A 13802-nucleotide genomic window follows, 5' to 3' on the forward strand; every position below is an offset into this window, starting at 1 on the left:
TGGCGGGAGCAGGGGGGATGGTGGGGGAGCCATACCCCCTACCGTATCCGGAGACCCTCCTGACGGGTAGGTGTGAGGTTCGCCCGAAGACCTTGGTGGCCGGAGCCGGCCGGCCGTAGTCTCCCGCCATGAGCAGCCACCCGAACCCCGTCCCCGACGCCGTCGAGGCGCTGATCCGCGACCTGCCCAAGGTGGAACTCCACGTCCACCTGGAGGGGTCCATGCCCGCCGAGACCCTCTTCGACCTGGCCCGCCGCCACGGGCTGGAGTCCGTCCCCGACACGTTCGACGCGTTGGAGGCGTGGTACGAGTTCACCGACTTCCCGCACTTCCTCGACGTGTACCTGGCCTCCGTCGAGGCCCTGCGCGAGGAGGAGGACTTCGCCCGGCTCACCGCGGCGGTCGCCGGGCGCCTGGCCGCGCAGAACGTCCGCTACGCCGAACTCCACATCAGCCTGTACACCCACCTCATGCGCGGGGTGCCGGCCCGGGTGGTGTTCGACGGCGTGGAGTCCGCCCGCCGGCAGGCCGAGCTCGACCACGGCATCCGGCTGCGCTGGATCCCCGACTTCCCCACCGACTTCGGGCCGCAGAGCGCCGAGCGGACCCTCGAAGCGGTGCTGGCCGACGCGCCGCCCAGCACGGTCGGGTTCGGGGTGGGCGGTACGGGCAGCACCCTGGTCCCCTACGCCGACGTGTTCGGCCGGGCCCGGGCGGCGGGGCTGGCCAGCCTGCCGCACGCCGGGGAGCACGGCGGTCCGGAGCGGGTGGTCGAGGCCCTGGACCTGCTCGGGGCCGAGCGCATCGGGCACGGCATCGACTCCATGCTCGACGGCGACCTGGTGGCGCGCCTGGTCGACGAGCAGGTCCCGGTCGACGTCAGCCCCACGTCCAACGTGTGCACGCGGGCGGTGGAGCGGATCGCCGACCACCCGCTGCCCGCCATGCTCGACGCCGGGCTGCTGGTCACGCTCAACACCGACGACCCCACCATGTTCGGCACCGACCTCACCGAGGAGTACCGCACCGCCCACCGGATGGGCCTGGCGCCGGTCGACCTGGTGAGGCTGGCCGCCAACGGCGTCCGGGCCTCCTACCTGGGCACGGCCCACCGGCACGCGCTGCTGGCGGAGATCGCCGAGGCCGCCGCCCGGCACGGGGTCCCGGCCTCCGCCGTGGTCTGACCCCGGGCACGGGCCGGGCGTCCGCGCCGGTCGGCGCGGACGCCCGGGAGCCGCGGATCAGGCGGGGGAGTCGGTCAGCGGCAGGCCGCACTCGTTGCGCATGTCGGTCCAGGTCTGCGTGGCGGTCTCGGCCGCGGCGCCCTCGTAGGGGACGGGCACGCCGCCCTGGATCTGCGCGGGCAGCCAGTCGGCCCCGGTGACCGAACCCTGGTCGAAGGTGAGGGTGAGCACCCCGGTCTCCGCGGTCGGGCCGCTGAAGTTGTAGAACACGAAGTTGCTCAGCCCGTAGTGGACGTAGGAGTCACCGAGGAACCCGCCCGGGGACAGCACGTGCGCGTGTCCGCCGACGACCGCGGTCGCGCCGGCGTCCACCAGCTCCTGGGCGAGGGTGGGCGCGTGCGGCAGCGGGCAGTGCGACCCCTCCAGGCCCCAGTGCAGGAACACCACGACGTTGTCGTACTGCCCGGCGGCCTCGGCGACGGCGTCGAGCATGTGCTGCTTCATCTCGCCCTTGGTGGAGGCCATGCCGGGCTTGCCCTCGCCCGCGGTCCACTCGGCCATGAGGTGGTCGTCGAGCACGTCGGTGGCGCCGAACATGGCGACGGTCTGCCCGTTGACCTCGGCGACGTGCGGGGTGTACGCCTCCCCGATGTCGTTGCCGGCGCCGACGAGGGCGACGTCGGAGGCCTCGCCGTTGGCGAGGGTGTCGGCCAGGCCGTCGAGGCCGTAGTCCATGCCGTGGTTGTTGGCGACGGTGGCCACGTCCACGCCCGCCTCGGACAGGGCGTCCAGGGCGGACGCGGGCGCCCGGAAGAGGAACTCCTTGCCGGGGGCCGGGGTGCCGCCCTCGGTGATGGCGGTCTCCAGGTTGACCATGGTCAGGTCGGCCGCGGACAGGTGCTCGGAGATGGGGTCGAGCGCGGTCGCCGGGTCGTCCAGGCGGGGGCGGAGCACGCCCTCGAACATCACGTCGCCGCCGAAGGCGATGGTGAACGGTTCGGCGGCGGCCTGCGGTTCGGGGCTGGAGCCGGGCGAGGACGAGGGCTCGCCGCCGGCCGCCCCTTGGAGCTGTTCGGGTTCTTCGTCGGCGGAGGAACAGGCGGCGACGAGCAGGAGGACGAGCGTTGCGGCCCCGAGCGGCAGGATCGTGCGCGCGCGGGGGCGGATGTGTGCGGGTTGCATGCGTGCTCCAGAAGGGGCGGGGGAAACGGGGGGCGTGTCCTGAGGGTCAGGACGCGCGTCATGCGTCTCCGGTTGGCCGGTGCGCGCGAATCGGAGACCCCGTGCCGCCCGTCACCGGCGAATACTGATCGTGTTCAGATTATTGCCAAGCGTGTTCGCGTGCCGGGTTCGACATGTCGGGCCCGCGCTCGGGGGCGGCCCTCCGGGTTCAGGGTACGCGCCCGTGACCAGGGGTTTTGTCATGTTCTGGGGCTTCTGTGGTGAGAGGCACTCGATGGGGCTCAAGGGGTTTTCGTGGGAGTGCGAACGGGCGGCGGGGTCGGTCGTCGGCGCCGTTTCCCGTCTTTTCTCTCAAAAGGGATATCAATCCCATTCTTCTGAATTCACCGCGCACGGGTTGAGGCGCCTCCGAGGCCAATCGACTAAGTTGCTTAGTGGTTTGGCCGAGCGGGTTCACGGAGAACTTTTTTCGCCTCGAGAATCACCCAACGTGTCCGTTGTTTCTCTCTGTGTGTGCACTCAAGAGTCTCTGATCTGCACTGATTTCATGTGGTGTTATCGTGATCACTCGGGGTGTCGGGGGCGCGGATAAACATTTCCGGAAAGTGCTTGTGTTCCTTCCCGGGCTTGCTAACGTTTCGGTCCGTTGCCGGTTCGCGAAGAACGCAACCGCGACACCACGCGGGCCACCCCGCCGTTCCACCGCCCCAGTGCCGGTGACGGGCCCGCGCCGCCGACCGGCGGGACCGTGCGCCACCCGGGCGCCCCGCGCACACCGCGGACCGGACCCGCCCCCACGGCCCAACGCCACGACGGCGTGCATCCCCAGGTTTCCTGCGTCGAAAGGCCGCACCAGATGCGCAACACACTCCGTTACTCCTTCGCCACCGCCGTCGCCGCCGGCCTCGCCTTCGTCCCGGCCGCCGCGGCCTTCGCGGACACCACCACCGACGGCTCCGGGGGCATCGCCTCCGGCAACCAGGTCGTCGTGCCCGTCGACATCGAGGCGGGGCTGTGCGGCAACTCGCTCGCCGTCCTGGGCATCTCCGCGGCCAAGTGCACCCAGGTCTCCGAGGTCCTCTACGAGGCCAGCGGCCAGGGCGGCGGAGCCTCCACCGACGGCTCCGGGGGCGTGGCCTCCGGCAACCAGATCGTCATCCCGGTCGAGGCGGCCGTGGACGCCTGCGGCAACGCCGTCGCCGTCGGCGGGATCTCCAAGGCGGAGTGCGTCGAGGTCGTCGAGGTCCTGGAGGAGGAGTCCGGCAACGGCACCTACTCCACCGACGGCTCCGGGGGCGTGGCCTCCGGCAACCAGATCGTGGTCCCGGTCGACGCCGCCATCAACATCTGCGGCAACTCGGTGGCGATCCTGGGCGGCGCCAGCTCCAAGTGCACCACCATCATCAACATCATCCAGGCCGCCCCCGAGAACGAGGGCACCCCCGAGGCGACCACCGACGGCTCCGGGGGCGTGGCCTCCGGCAACCAGGTCGTCGTCCCGGTCGACGCCGCCGTCGACATCTGCGGCAACGCCATCGGCGTGCTCGGCCTGGCCGAGGCCTCCTGCATGGAGATCATCTCCGAGGAGCCCGCGCCCGAGCAGCCCGAGGAGCCGGGCGAGGAGACCCCCGAGGAGCCCGCCGAGCCGGAGGAGCCGGGCGAGGAGACCCCGCAGGAGCCCCAGCCCGAGAAGCCCCGCGAGGAGGACAAGAACGAGGAGGAGCCCTCCTCCGACGACCGGCCCGCCCCCGTCCAGCAGGCGGGCGGTGAGCTTCCCCTCACCGGTGGCGCCCTGACCGGCCTGGTCGCTGCGGGCGTCGCCGCCGTCGGCGCCGGCGGCGCGGGCCTGTACTTCGCCCGCAAGCGCAAGGCCGCCGCCACCGCCGACACGGAGTAGCGAGAACGGGGGACGAGAACGGCGGGACACGGGCCCGGCCGGACGCCACTGTCCGGCCGGGCCCGGTGCGGGCGGGGCGGTGCGGGGCGCCCGGAACCGTCTCATACCCTCGAAGACGTGCGCAGAGTCCTGTTCTCCCAACGCATGCTGGCGTTCCACGCGCTGGTCCTCGTCATCGTGCCCTCCTTCATCTGGCTGGGCTTCTGGCAGCTGGACCGCTGGGAACAGCGCAGCGCGTCCGTCGAACTCCAGCAGGGCAACCTGGCCGCCGACCCCGTCCCGGTCGCCGAGCTCACCGAGGTCGGCGGCGACGTGGACCCCGCCGACCGGTGGCGTGCCGTCGAGGCCTCCGGCACCTGGGACACCGGGCACGAGATCCTCCTGCGCAACCGCGACGGCTCCGGCGGTGTCGGCTTCCACGTGCTGACCCCGCTGGTCACCGAGGAGGGCCCGGCGCTGCTGGTCAACCGGGGCTGGATCCCGCGCGGCGAGACCGCCCTGGACACCCCGGAGATCCCGCCCGCCCCCTCCGGCACCGTCGAGGTGACCGGGCGCCTGCACTTCTCCGAGACCGAGGAGAACACGGGGCTGCGCAACCGCGACGACCTGCCCGAGGGGCAGCTGCTCGTGGCGGACGTCCCGGCGATCGCCGAGGGGCTGCCCTACCCGGTCTACGGCGGGTACGCCGACCTGACCGCGCAGGACCCGGTTCCCGACCCCGCCCCCGAGCGCGTCGAGGTGCGCGAACTGGACTCCGGGATGAGCCTGTCCTACGCCGTCCAGTGGTGGGTGTTCACGCTCGTCGCCATCGGCGGATGGGTCTTCCTGATGCGCCGCGAGCTGAGCGAGGCCCGCGAGGCCGCGGCGGCGGGGAACCCGGACGCTTCGGACGGCCCCGAAGGCCCTGACGGCACCGACGGTCCGGCCGCGGCCTCCGCGGCGGCGGCCGCCGGGGACCGCCCGCGAGAGGATGTGGGCTGACGCCGGCCGACGGCCGCCGACCACAGGGGGACACGTGCAGGAACACGACGACTACCCGGCGCCCGGACGCGTGGAGCGCCGCCCCGTCGACGCCGACGAGAGCGCCCGCGCCGGGCGCTCGTGGTGGGACGGGGCCGCCGACGCCTACCAGGCCGACCACGGCGGGTTCCTCGGCGACGCCGACTTCGTCTGGTGTCCGGAGGGCCTGACCGAGGCCGAGGCCGGACTCCTGGGCGGTCTCGACGACCTGCGCGGGCGCCGTGTCCTGGAGATCGGCGGGGGAGCCGGGCAGTGCGGCCGGTGGCTGCGGGCCCAGGGGGTCGGCGAGGTCGTCTCCTTCGACCTGTCGTTCCGCCAGCTCCAGCACTCCCGGCGCATCGACGAGCAGCTGGGGCTGCGCCTGCCCGTGGTGCAGGCCGACGCCCAGCGGCTGCCGTTCGCCGACGCCGCCTTCGACACCGTGTTCTCCTCGTTCGGGGCGTTCCCCTTCGTCCCCTCGGCCGACGACGCCCTGGCGGAGGCGACCCGGGTGCTGCGCCCCGGCGGGCGGCTGGTGTTCTCGGTGACGCACCCGGTCCGGTGGAGCTTCCCGGACGACCCCACCGAGCACGGGTTCACGGTCCGGCAGTCGTACTTCGACCGCCGCGCGTACGTGGAGGAGGACGACCACGGCAACGCGGTCTATGTGGAGCACCACCACACGGTGGGCGACTGGGTGCGCGGGATCGCCGGGGCCGGCCTGGTGCTGGGCGACCTGGTGGAGCCCGAATGGCCCCCGGGGAACGACCGGGTGTGGGGTGGCTGGGGCCCGGTGCGCGGGCGCATGATCCCGGGGACCGCGATCTTCAGCGCCGACAAGCCCTAGGAGGGGTCCGCCGCCGGCGGTGCGGACAGGTACTCGGGCGGCACCGCCGGGACCAGCCACACCCCGTTGCCCGTCACCCGGAACCCGTGGCCGTCCCGGTGCATGCGCCCGGCGGCGACGGAGAGCACCACCGGCCTGCCCCGCCGCGCGCCCACCCTGGCCGCGGTCTCCTCGTCCGGGGACAGGTGCACGTCGTGCCGGTTCATCGGACGCAGTCCCTCGGCGGTGATCGCGGGCAGGAAGCGGCCGACCGTCCCGTGGTAGAGGACCTCCGGCGGCACGGCCGGCGCCAGCCCCAGGTCCACGGGCACCGAGTGGCCCTGGCGGGCGCGGATCCGGGTGCGGTCGGCGCTGAACTCGAACCGCTTCTTGTCGTTGCCGGCCACCACCTCGTCCAGCTCCGTCCGGGAGAGCCGGACGTTCGCCCGACCCAGCCCCGCGAGCAGGGCGTCCACGGAGGTCCACCCCTGGGGGTCCAGCCGCACCCCGGCCCGGCCGGGGTCGTGGCGCAGCACGCGCGCGATGTACTTGGAGGCCCGTACCAGCCTCCGGGGGTCCATCCCCCTCTGTTGTTCCCTGCTCATGACCGCATCCTGGCCGGGCGGGGTGCGCCGGTCCAGGGGTTTACGGGCCGGCCGTTTATCCGGTGGACCCGGCGGGCCGCCGCGCACTAACGTGCCTGTCCGTCGACGAGGAGGGAAGGGCCCGTGTCACAGCGGTTGCGGGGGATCTGGGCGGAGACGAAGCGGGCGTTCGAGGCGGAGCGGTACCGCGTCGGCGACCGGGAGGTCGACCTGTCGGCCGACCTGGCGGCGATGCGGGAGGGCACCCGCCACCACCTGCCGGAGGACATCGCGGCGCTGCCCGTGCCCGCCGCGCGCCACGACACCCGGTTCGAGGTGACCGGGGAGAGCACGCTGGCCGCGCTGCTGCGCCTGGCGGGGGAGGGCGGGGTGGCGGCGCTCAACTTCGCCTCGGCGCGCAACCCGGGCGGAGGCGTGGCCAACGGCGCGCGGGCCCAGGAGGAGAGCCTGGCCAGGTCCACGGCGCTGTACGCGTCGCTGACCCGGTGCCCGGAGTTCTACGAGCACCACAGGGCGGAGCGGTCGCTGCTGTACAGCGACAGGGTGATCTGGTCGCCGCGGGTGCCGGTGCTGTGCGATGACCGGGGCGACCGGCTGGCGGAGCCGCCGGCGGTCGGGTTCCTCACCTGCGCCGCGCCCAACCGGCGGATGGTCGAGCGCAACGGGGTCGAGAGCGCCGGGCCGATCCCCCGGGTGCTCGCCCGCCGGGCCGGGGGCGTGCTGGCCGTGGCCGCCCACCACGGGGTGGACGTGCTCGTGCTCGGCGCCTGGGGGTGCGGTGTGTTCGGCAACCGCCCGGAGGAGGTCGCGGCGGCCTTCGCCGAGCACCTGCACGGGGACTACGCCGGGGTGTTCGCGCGGGTGGTGTTCGCGATCCTGGACCGCGACGGCGCGGTGCACCGGGCGTTCGGCGACCGCTTCCCGGAGTCGGCCGGCGTGTGACGGGAGGCCTCAGTCCCCCCGCGCCGCTCGGCGCCCGGCGCCCTCGAGGTTGCGCGCGGCGGACTCGTCCACCTGGGCCAGGCGCCGCAGGACCGTCAGCAGGGTGTCGCCGAGCACCGTCTTGACGACGGCGCCCTCCAGTACCTCCTCCGTCGCGGGCAGTCCGCTGATGCGGTCCAGGTCGACGGCGGCGATGCCCTCCGCCGCCTCGGCGTAACGGTCCAGGTCGGCGTCGCCGACGGAGTGGCCGACCTCGCGGTGCCCGGCCAGGACCACGGCCAGGGCGTGCAGCGCGGGGTGGTCCGGGTAGAAGTGCCAGCCGCGCCGGGTGACGAGCGCCAGGGCGCGTTCGCGGTCCTCCTCCAGCGGTTCGATGTCGTCGCCGACCAGGGGCAGCCGGCGCATCACGAGGCCGAGCTTGGAGTGCAGTCCGACGTCGGGCTCGCCGACCTCGGCGAGGACCTCCCGGACGGTGGCGACGGACAGGCCGCCGACGGTGGTGAGCGCCCGCACCAGGCGCAGCCGGCTCAGGTGCTCGTCGCCGTAGCGGGCCTGGTTGCGGCCGGTGGCCTCACCGCGGGGGAGCAGGCCCTCCCGCAGGTAGTACTTGATGGTCGGGATGGGGACTCCGGACCGTTCACTGAGTTCGGCGATGCGCATGCGGCCATCTTCTCCTGTCTCCCGTCTCCCGGGGGCTCTTGTGCGATCCAAATGGATAGTGGATAGTGTTGGTATCTGCACTGGATAGCACTGGTATCCATAAGGAGTATCCCATGAACCCCCCGAAGACCACCCTCCGCACCGTCATCGACCTGCACCGACCGCTCACCCTGACCGCGCTCCTGTGCGCGGCCGTACTGCTGGTGGCCGTTCCCGGCCTCCTCCTCGACGGGAGGACCGTCACGGGCGACCCCGTCTGGCTCAAGCCCGCCAAGTTCGCGGTCTCCATCGCGGTCTACAACGTGACCCTCGCCTGGCTGCTGTCCCTGCTCACCGCGTGGCGCCGCACCGGCTGGTGGCTGGGGGCGGTCGTCGCCGTGATGGTCACCGGCGAGCTCGTCGCCATCACCCTCCAGGCGGTGCGCGGCCGGGCCAGCCACTTCAACAACGCCACGGAGTTCGACAGCGCCGTCTACTCGCTGATGGCGTCCATGATCGTCACGGTCTGGGTCGCCACCTTCGCCATCGGGGTCATCCTGCTGGTCCAGCGCCTGGGCGAGCGCTCCGTCACCGCCGCCGTCCGCGCCTCCCTCGCGATCGCCCTCGCGGGGATGGCCGTCGCCTTCTTCATGACCTCGCCGACCGCCGAACAGATGGTCACCCTCCAGCAGGGCGGGTCGGCGGACGTGATCGGCGCGCACACGGTCGGGATGCCCGACGGCGGGCCCGGCCTGCCGATCGTCGGCTGGAGCACGGTGGCCGGCGACCTGCGCGTCGCCCACTTCGTGGGCCTGCACGGCCTCCAGGTGATCGTCCTGTTCGCGTTCGGGCTGATCGCCCTCGCCGACCGCTACCCCCGCCTGGCCGACGACGCCCTGCGCACCCGGCTGGTCCTGGTCGCCTCCGGCGCCTACACGGGCCTGCTCGCCCTGCTCACCTGGCAGGCCCTGCGCGGGCAGTCGGTGGTCGCCCCGGACGCCCTCACCCTGGGCGCCGCCGCCGCGCTGGCCGCCGCCACCGCCGCGGGCGCCTGGTGGGCGCTGGGCCGGCGCGAGCGCGAACACGTATGATCCCGGGTGACCGGACGGAGGCGGCCATGCGGCTCAAGCTCGACCTGCACGACATCTTCAACCGCGGGCGCGACATCGACCGCGCCCTCGCAGACATCATGGACGAGGCCGAGCGCACGGGCGCCAAGACCGTGGAGATCATCCCGGGCAAGGGGTCGGGCCAGCTCAAGAAGCGGGTGCTGCGCTTCCTCGACCGCAAGGACGTCAAGGCCCGCTACCACCGCGTCGAGAAGGACTCCAAGAACTTCGGCCGCCTGTTCGTCCACTTCAAGCACTGACACCGCCCGGGACCACCGCCCCGGGGATCGAAACCGTGTTCGGGTGATTGCGGTGAGTTGTGCGAGACTTTGCCGCCGCCATCCCCGGGGCGCCGGGGGGACGGTCCACACTCGGGAATGACGTGTCCACGAGGGGGGACCAGATGATCACGACCGACTTCCTGCCCGGGTCGCCCTGCTGGGTCGAGGTGTCCTCGCCCGACACCGACGCCTCGGCCGCCTTCTACCGGCGGGTCTTCGGCTGGAAGGCGATCGAGGACAGCCCCGAGGCCGCCGGCTACCTGTGCTTCCAGCTCGACGAGGACAAGGTCGCCGGGCTCAGCCCCCTCCTGGGCGAGGGCGAGCACCCCGCGTGGACGGTCTTCTTCCACGACCCCGACGTGGACTCCACCGTCCCCGCCGTCGAACGTCTGGGCGGCACCGTCCTGTTCGAGCCGTTCGACGTGCTGCGGCTGGGCCGCACCGCCCAGTTCTTCGACCCGCAGGGCGGCCGGTTCGCGGTCTGGAACCCCATCGGGTTCCCCGGCGTGCAGCGCGCCGACACCCCCGGGTCCCTCTGCCGGGTGGAGCTGTGGACCCCCGACGGGAACGGCTCGGAGGACTTCTACCGGGAGCTGTTCCGCTGGAGCTACGCCGACTCGCCCCGGTCGGCCTGGAACGGCCGCTACCGCGCCGTGACACCCGCCGGGGCCGGCCGCGACCGCGACCAGGGCGGCATCGTGGCCCTGCCCCCCGAGCGGGTGGACGACACCAAGGGCTCGGCCGAATGGAACCCGGTCTTCCGGGTGGCCGACGCAGACAGGGCCCTGGAGGCCGTCCGAGCCGGAGGCGGACAGGTCTACACGGGCCCCGAGGACACCCCCGGCGCGGGCCGCATCGCGGTCTGCGCGGACCCCTTCGGTGCCGGGTTCGTCCTGTCGGAGTCCCCGCAGGGCTGAATCCCCGGGGTGTCCTCCGCCTCCGAAGAGCGGGGGCGGGGGACACCGGGCCGCCTCACTGGCGCGAGACCGCCGAGGCCCCGCCGCGCAGGACGAACTTCTGGATCTTGCCGGTGGCCGTCTTGGGCAGCGCCTCCACGAACTCCACACTGGTCGGCGCCTTGAAGTGCGCCAGGTTGTCCCGGGCGAAGTCGATGATCTCCTGCTCGGTCGCCCGCGCTCCCTCGCGCAGCACCACCGCGGCGCGCGGCGACTCCCCCCACTTCTCGTGCGCGACGCCGAACACCGCCACCTCCAGGACGGCCGGGTGGCGCAGCAGCGTGCCCTCGACCTCGACGGAGGAGATGTTCTCCCCGCCGGAGATGATGACGTCCTTGAGCCGGTCCTGGATCTCCACGTACCCGTCCGGGTGCACCAGGGCGGCGTCGCCGCTGTGGAACCACCCGTCCCCCATGGCGCGTTCGGTGGCCTCGGGGTCGTTGTAGTACCCCTTCATCACCACGTTGCCGCGCACGGTGATCTCGCCGACCGTCCTGCCGTCCCAGGGCACCTCGTTCCCGTCCTCGCCGACCACCCGCAGTTCGCCGGAGGTGATCAGCTCGACGCCCTGCCGGGCCTTGACCGCGGCCCGCTCCCGCGGCGGCAGCCCCGCGTGCTCGGCGCGGGGCTCGCAGACGGTGATGAACGGCGCCGTCTCGGTCAGGCCGTACACGTGGGTGACGGTCCAGCCGAACCCGTCCTCCAGGCGCTCGATGGTGGCCGCCGCCGGGGAGGCCCCCGCCGTGAACACGTGGACCCCGGCCGGCACCTCGCCGCGTACGTCGTCGGGGGTGTTGGCGAGCATGATGAGCACGGTCGGGGCGGCGCACAGCCACCGGACGTCCTCGGTGCGGATCAGCTCGAACACCGTCGCCGGGTCCATCGCCGGCAGGCACACGTGTACTCCGGCCGCCGCCGTCACCGTCCACGTGAACGTCCAGCCGTTGGCGTGGAACATCGGCAGCGTCCACAGGTAGGACTCGCCGATGCCGATCCGCCCGTACAGCAGGGTGCCCACCGAGTTCATGTACGCGTTGCGGTGGGTGATCATCACGCCCTTGGGCCGGGCCGTGGTCCCCGAGGTGTAGTTCTATGTCGCTTGTAGAGGACACATTCGTGATGGGCTGCGGAAACACGCCCTGTAGATGCCACTCGCGCGCGGGTCTGGCCGGTGCGGGCGGCGGCCTGTAGACTCGTCCGCGGATGAGTACTTAGGTACCCAGAGAGGCCCCGGGGAGGGATACCCCGGGGCCTCTCTGATGTCCGGGCCTACCCCCGGCGGACGGCGCCCAGGAGCGCGCCCCACTCCCGGCCGGGAAGCAGGAAGTGGCCATCCTCGGGGTTCTGGGAGTCGCGGACCGCCGCGGTGCCTTCGCCGGCATCGGCGTACTCGACGCAGTTGGAGGGGTTGCTGTAGCTCGACTTGCGGAACACGAGCCCGGTGGATTCGGTGGATGAGTACATGGTCGTGACTTTCTAGGCGGCCAGCGCTCGCAGGTATGCGGGCACTTCATCGGGGTCGAGGGCCTTGGCGACCAGCCGGTCAAAGGACTGGCGGTACCGGGTGACCTCGACCGGCTTTTCCAGGTAAAGCCCGTCCGTGTTCGTCTCGAGGAACACGATGGACGCGGCGTCGGTGTAGTCCAGGATCACGAACGGGCCACCCATCCCAGCATGCAGCCCCGCATCCATCGTGAGCACCTGGATTGTGACCGAATTCGGGTCTTCGGCCAGTTCGATAAGTCGGTCGACCTGGGCGCGGAACAGCTCCGGGTGCGACTTCAGCATGAGTAGGGCGGCCTCATGGATCACCGCCCACACCGTTGGCGGGTCCGGCTGGGTGAGCAGCTGTTGGTGGCGTACGCGGGCTTCGACCGCTGAGGCGACGTCGTCGGGGTTGCGGATGAGGGTCGCGTGGGAGACGGCCGCGGCGTAGGCCTCGGTCTGGAACAGGCCGGGGATGTACTGCGGCTCGAAGATGCGGATGCCGGTCGCCCCGGCCTCGTAGGAGATGTAGGGGCCACCGATGGCGTCCCCGTACCTGTTCCACCAGCCGCTTTCCCGGGACTGGCGGACCAGGGTGAGGATGGCCTCCCGCTCTGCGGAGTCCGTGACGCCGTACAGGTCGAGCAGTACGCGGATGTCCGTCACCGCGGGTTTCTTCGACCGGCCGGTCTCGATGTTCGAGACCTTCGTGCTCGACCACTCGAGGTCGTCCGCGACCTGCTCGATGGTCTTGCCCGTGGCCAACCGTTTCGCGCGCATCTGTGCTGATAGCTGGCGCCTGGCCACGGATGGGCTGCTCACATCGACCTCCTCAGGGGACGTCGCTGATGGTACCGCCGATGAGTTAGAAACGGACATTTCGCAACTCCTTAGCGTGATGGTGCTGACAACTTATCGCTAAGAAGGGCTTGCGAATTAAAAATTTCAGTTGGAGTATGGGGCTCAGTACTTCATCCACCCGCCGCCCATCCAGCGGCATCCGTACTGAGGAGGCGCCCCGTGCGCTACCTGCTTCTCGTCGCATCCGCGGCCTGTCTCGTCGCCAGAGCCGTTGCTCACGCCCTCCGCCGGCGCGCCCACCGCGTGCGCCGCTACGCGGAGGACCTCCCGGCCGCCGCTCCCGGTGCCGTGGTGCTCCAGCTGCCCACGCAGCGGACCGGCCGCCCGGCTCCGGCTCTGCCCCCGGCGCCCCCGCGGATCGGCGGTCGCCACCGCGCGCCGGAGCCCCTGGACCTGTTCGCCGCCCGCGACCCGCGCGCCCGCGCCCAGCGCCGCGCCCTCGTCGTCCTGGGCGCCATCGGCCACCACCAGCGCGACCAGCTCGAGGCGGTGGCGGCATGAGCACCCGGTGGATCTGCGGCGCTGAACGCCTCACCCCCAGCAGCACCCTCCGCCGGTGCGTGCTGGACCCGCACCACGCCGGACACCACCAGGACGAGGGCGGAGAGACGTGGGTGCCGCCCGAGGTCGTCCTCAAGAGGCTCCGCGCCGCCTACGGGCAGACGCACCGGATCGCGTGGACCGGCCGGATGTGGATCGCAACGAACCGGGACCCGGACGCCCCGTGGCGGTCCGAGGTGGAGCCCACCCCGGAGCAGCTGGAGACCCGGCTCCGCGACCGGCAGGGCGTGGCCCCCGAGACCACTCCGCCCGCGCCGTAGACCCCCCACCACACC

General features: G+C 72.3%; 15 protein-coding genes and 1 pseudogene. 10 read left to right on the top strand and 6 right to left on the bottom strand.

All coding sequences use genetic code 11. The features are described from left to right. The first annotated feature begins 128 nt into the window (after nt 1-128). The gene (add, locus tag K1J57_RS10050; protein ID WP_220564159.1) at nt 129-1184 is read left to right on the top strand and encodes an adenosine deaminase; all 1056 of its coding nucleotides are present in this window, start codon (nt 129-131) and stop codon (nt 1182-1184) included. A gap of 57 nt (nt 1185-1241) precedes the next feature. Here the strand turns inward: add and K1J57_RS10055 are convergent, their stop codons facing one another. After that, nucleotides 1242-2366, bottom strand: a complete 1125-nt coding sequence (locus K1J57_RS10055) for a CapA family protein (protein ID WP_220564160.1) — start codon at nt 2364-2366, stop codon at nt 1242-1244. An 856-nt stretch (nt 2367-3222) separates the two neighbouring features. Here K1J57_RS10055 and K1J57_RS10060 point away from each other — a divergent pair. From K1J57_RS10060 to K1J57_RS10070, 3 genes are all read left to right on the top strand, one after another. Continuing rightward, nucleotides 3223-4263 carry a chaplin family protein gene (locus K1J57_RS10060; RefSeq protein ID WP_220564161.1) on the top strand — a complete coding sequence of 347 codons (1041 nt, stop codon included), beginning with the start codon at nt 3223-3225 and terminating at the stop codon, nt 4261-4263. 117 nt (nt 4264-4380) lie between these two features. Continuing rightward, entirely contained in the window at nt 4381-5244 is an 864-nt protein-coding gene (locus tag K1J57_RS10065; RefSeq protein WP_255646942.1) for an SURF1 family protein, read from the top strand. After that, complete coding sequence (locus K1J57_RS10070; RefSeq protein WP_220564162.1) at nt 5234-6109, top strand: class I SAM-dependent methyltransferase; 876 nt, start codon at nt 5234-5236, stop codon at nt 6107-6109. Before K1J57_RS10065 ends, K1J57_RS10070 begins: the two co-directional genes overlap by 11 nt. On the opposite strand, the gene K1J57_RS10075 is transcribed toward K1J57_RS10070, so the two are convergent. Beyond that, entirely contained in the window at nt 6106-6669 is a 564-nt protein-coding gene (locus tag K1J57_RS10075; protein ID WP_220565444.1) for an RNA 2'-phosphotransferase, read from the bottom strand. The genes K1J57_RS10070 and K1J57_RS10075 overlap by 4 nt on opposite strands. A 147-nt stretch (nt 6670-6816) precedes the next feature. Between K1J57_RS10075 and K1J57_RS10080 the strand changes: the two genes are divergently transcribed. Next, nucleotides 6817-7635 (top strand): TIGR02452 family protein, encoded by an 819-nt coding sequence (locus tag K1J57_RS10080; protein ID WP_220564163.1) that lies wholly within the window; start codon nt 6817-6819, stop codon nt 7633-7635. 9 nt (nt 7636-7644) lie between these two features. Here the strand turns inward: K1J57_RS10080 and K1J57_RS33970 are convergent, their stop codons facing one another. Next, nucleotides 7645-8295: a MerR family transcriptional regulator gene (locus K1J57_RS33970; RefSeq protein ID WP_220564164.1), complete on the bottom strand. Its 651-nt coding sequence runs from the start codon at nt 8293-8295 to the stop codon at nt 7645-7647. A 113-nt stretch (nt 8296-8408) separates the two neighbouring features. Between K1J57_RS33970 and K1J57_RS10090 the strand changes: the two genes are divergently transcribed. From K1J57_RS10090 to K1J57_RS10100, 3 genes are all read left to right on the top strand, one after another. Next, on the top strand, nt 8409-9365 hold the full coding sequence (locus tag K1J57_RS10090) for a hypothetical protein (RefSeq protein ID WP_220564165.1): 957 nt from the start codon (nt 8409-8411) through the stop codon (nt 9363-9365). A 26-nt stretch (nt 9366-9391) separates the two neighbouring features. Continuing rightward, on the top strand, nt 9392-9643 hold the full coding sequence (locus K1J57_RS10095) for a Smr/MutS family protein (RefSeq protein ID WP_220564166.1): 252 nt from the start codon (nt 9392-9394) through the stop codon (nt 9641-9643). A gap of 143 nt (nt 9644-9786) precedes the next feature. Next, nucleotides 9787-10581: a VOC family protein gene (locus K1J57_RS10100; protein ID WP_220564167.1), complete on the top strand. Its 795-nt coding sequence runs from the start codon at nt 9787-9789 to the stop codon at nt 10579-10581. Nucleotides 10582-10636: 55 nt separating this feature from the next. On the opposite strand, the pseudogene K1J57_RS10105 reads toward K1J57_RS10100, so the two are convergent. The 3 genes and pseudogenes from K1J57_RS10105 to K1J57_RS10115 all read right to left on the bottom strand — a co-directional run. After that, nucleotides 10637-11710 (bottom strand): annotated as a pseudogene (locus K1J57_RS10105) (AMP-binding protein); the annotation flags it as partial. Nucleotides 11711-11889: 179 nt separating this feature from the next. Further along, entirely contained in the window at nt 11890-12084 is a 195-nt protein-coding gene (locus tag K1J57_RS10110; RefSeq protein WP_220564168.1) for a DUF397 domain-containing protein, read from the bottom strand. A gap of 12 nt (nt 12085-12096) precedes the next feature. Further along, nucleotides 12097-12927, bottom strand: coding sequence for a helix-turn-helix transcriptional regulator (locus K1J57_RS10115; protein ID WP_255646945.1), 831 nt, complete (start codon nt 12925-12927; stop codon nt 12097-12099). A 198-nt stretch (nt 12928-13125) separates the two neighbouring features. On the opposite strand from K1J57_RS10115, the gene K1J57_RS10120 reads away from it, so the two are divergent. Together K1J57_RS10120 and K1J57_RS10125 are read left to right on the top strand one after the other, a co-directional pair. After that, nucleotides 13126-13467: a hypothetical protein gene (locus tag K1J57_RS10120; RefSeq protein WP_220564169.1), complete on the top strand. Its 342-nt coding sequence runs from the start codon at nt 13126-13128 to the stop codon at nt 13465-13467. Further along, nucleotides 13464-13787 carry a hypothetical protein gene (locus K1J57_RS10125; protein WP_220564170.1) on the top strand — a complete coding sequence of 108 codons (324 nt, stop codon included), beginning with the start codon at nt 13464-13466 and terminating at the stop codon, nt 13785-13787. The genes K1J57_RS10120 and K1J57_RS10125 overlap by 4 nt, the downstream gene beginning before the upstream one ends. The last annotated feature ends 15 nt before the right edge of the window (nt 13788-13802 follow it).

The organism is Nocardiopsis sp. MT53, assembly GCF_019598965.1.
Classification (GTDB): Bacteria; Actinomycetota; Actinomycetes; order Streptosporangiales; family Streptosporangiaceae; genus Nocardiopsis; species Nocardiopsis changdeensis.

Coding starts and splice junctions, on each gene's coding strand:
- K1J57_RS10100 (WP_220564167.1), top strand. CDS start 9,787: ATGATCACGACCGACTTCCTGCCCGGGTCGCCCTGCTGGGTCGAGGTG.
- K1J57_RS10090 (WP_220564165.1), top strand. CDS start 8,409: ATGAACCCCCCGAAGACCACCCTCCGCACCGTCATCGACCTGCACCGA.
- K1J57_RS10055 (WP_220564160.1), bottom strand. CDS start 2,366: ATGCAACCCGCACACATCCGCCCCCGCGCGCGCACGATCCTGCCGCTC.
- add (WP_220564159.1), top strand. CDS start 129: ATGAGCAGCCACCCGAACCCCGTCCCCGACGCCGTCGAGGCGCTGATC.
- K1J57_RS10095 (WP_220564166.1), top strand. CDS start 9,392: ATGCGGCTCAAGCTCGACCTGCACGACATCTTCAACCGCGGGCGCGAC.
- K1J57_RS33970 (WP_220564164.1), bottom strand. CDS start 8,295: ATGCGCATCGCCGAACTCAGTGAACGGTCCGGAGTCCCCATCCCGACC.
- K1J57_RS10060 (WP_220564161.1), top strand. CDS start 3,223: ATGCGCAACACACTCCGTTACTCCTTCGCCACCGCCGTCGCCGCCGGC.
- K1J57_RS10125 (WP_220564170.1), top strand. CDS start 13,464: ATGAGCACCCGGTGGATCTGCGGCGCTGAACGCCTCACCCCCAGCAGC.
- K1J57_RS10070 (WP_220564162.1), top strand. CDS start 5,234: ATGTGGGCTGACGCCGGCCGACGGCCGCCGACCACAGGGGGACACGTG.
- K1J57_RS10110 (WP_220564168.1), bottom strand. CDS start 12,084: ATGTACTCATCCACCGAATCCACCGGGCTCGTGTTCCGCAAGTCGAGC.
- K1J57_RS10075 (WP_220565444.1), bottom strand. CDS start 6,669: ATGGACCCCCGGAGGCTGGTACGGGCCTCCAAGTACATCGCGCGCGTG.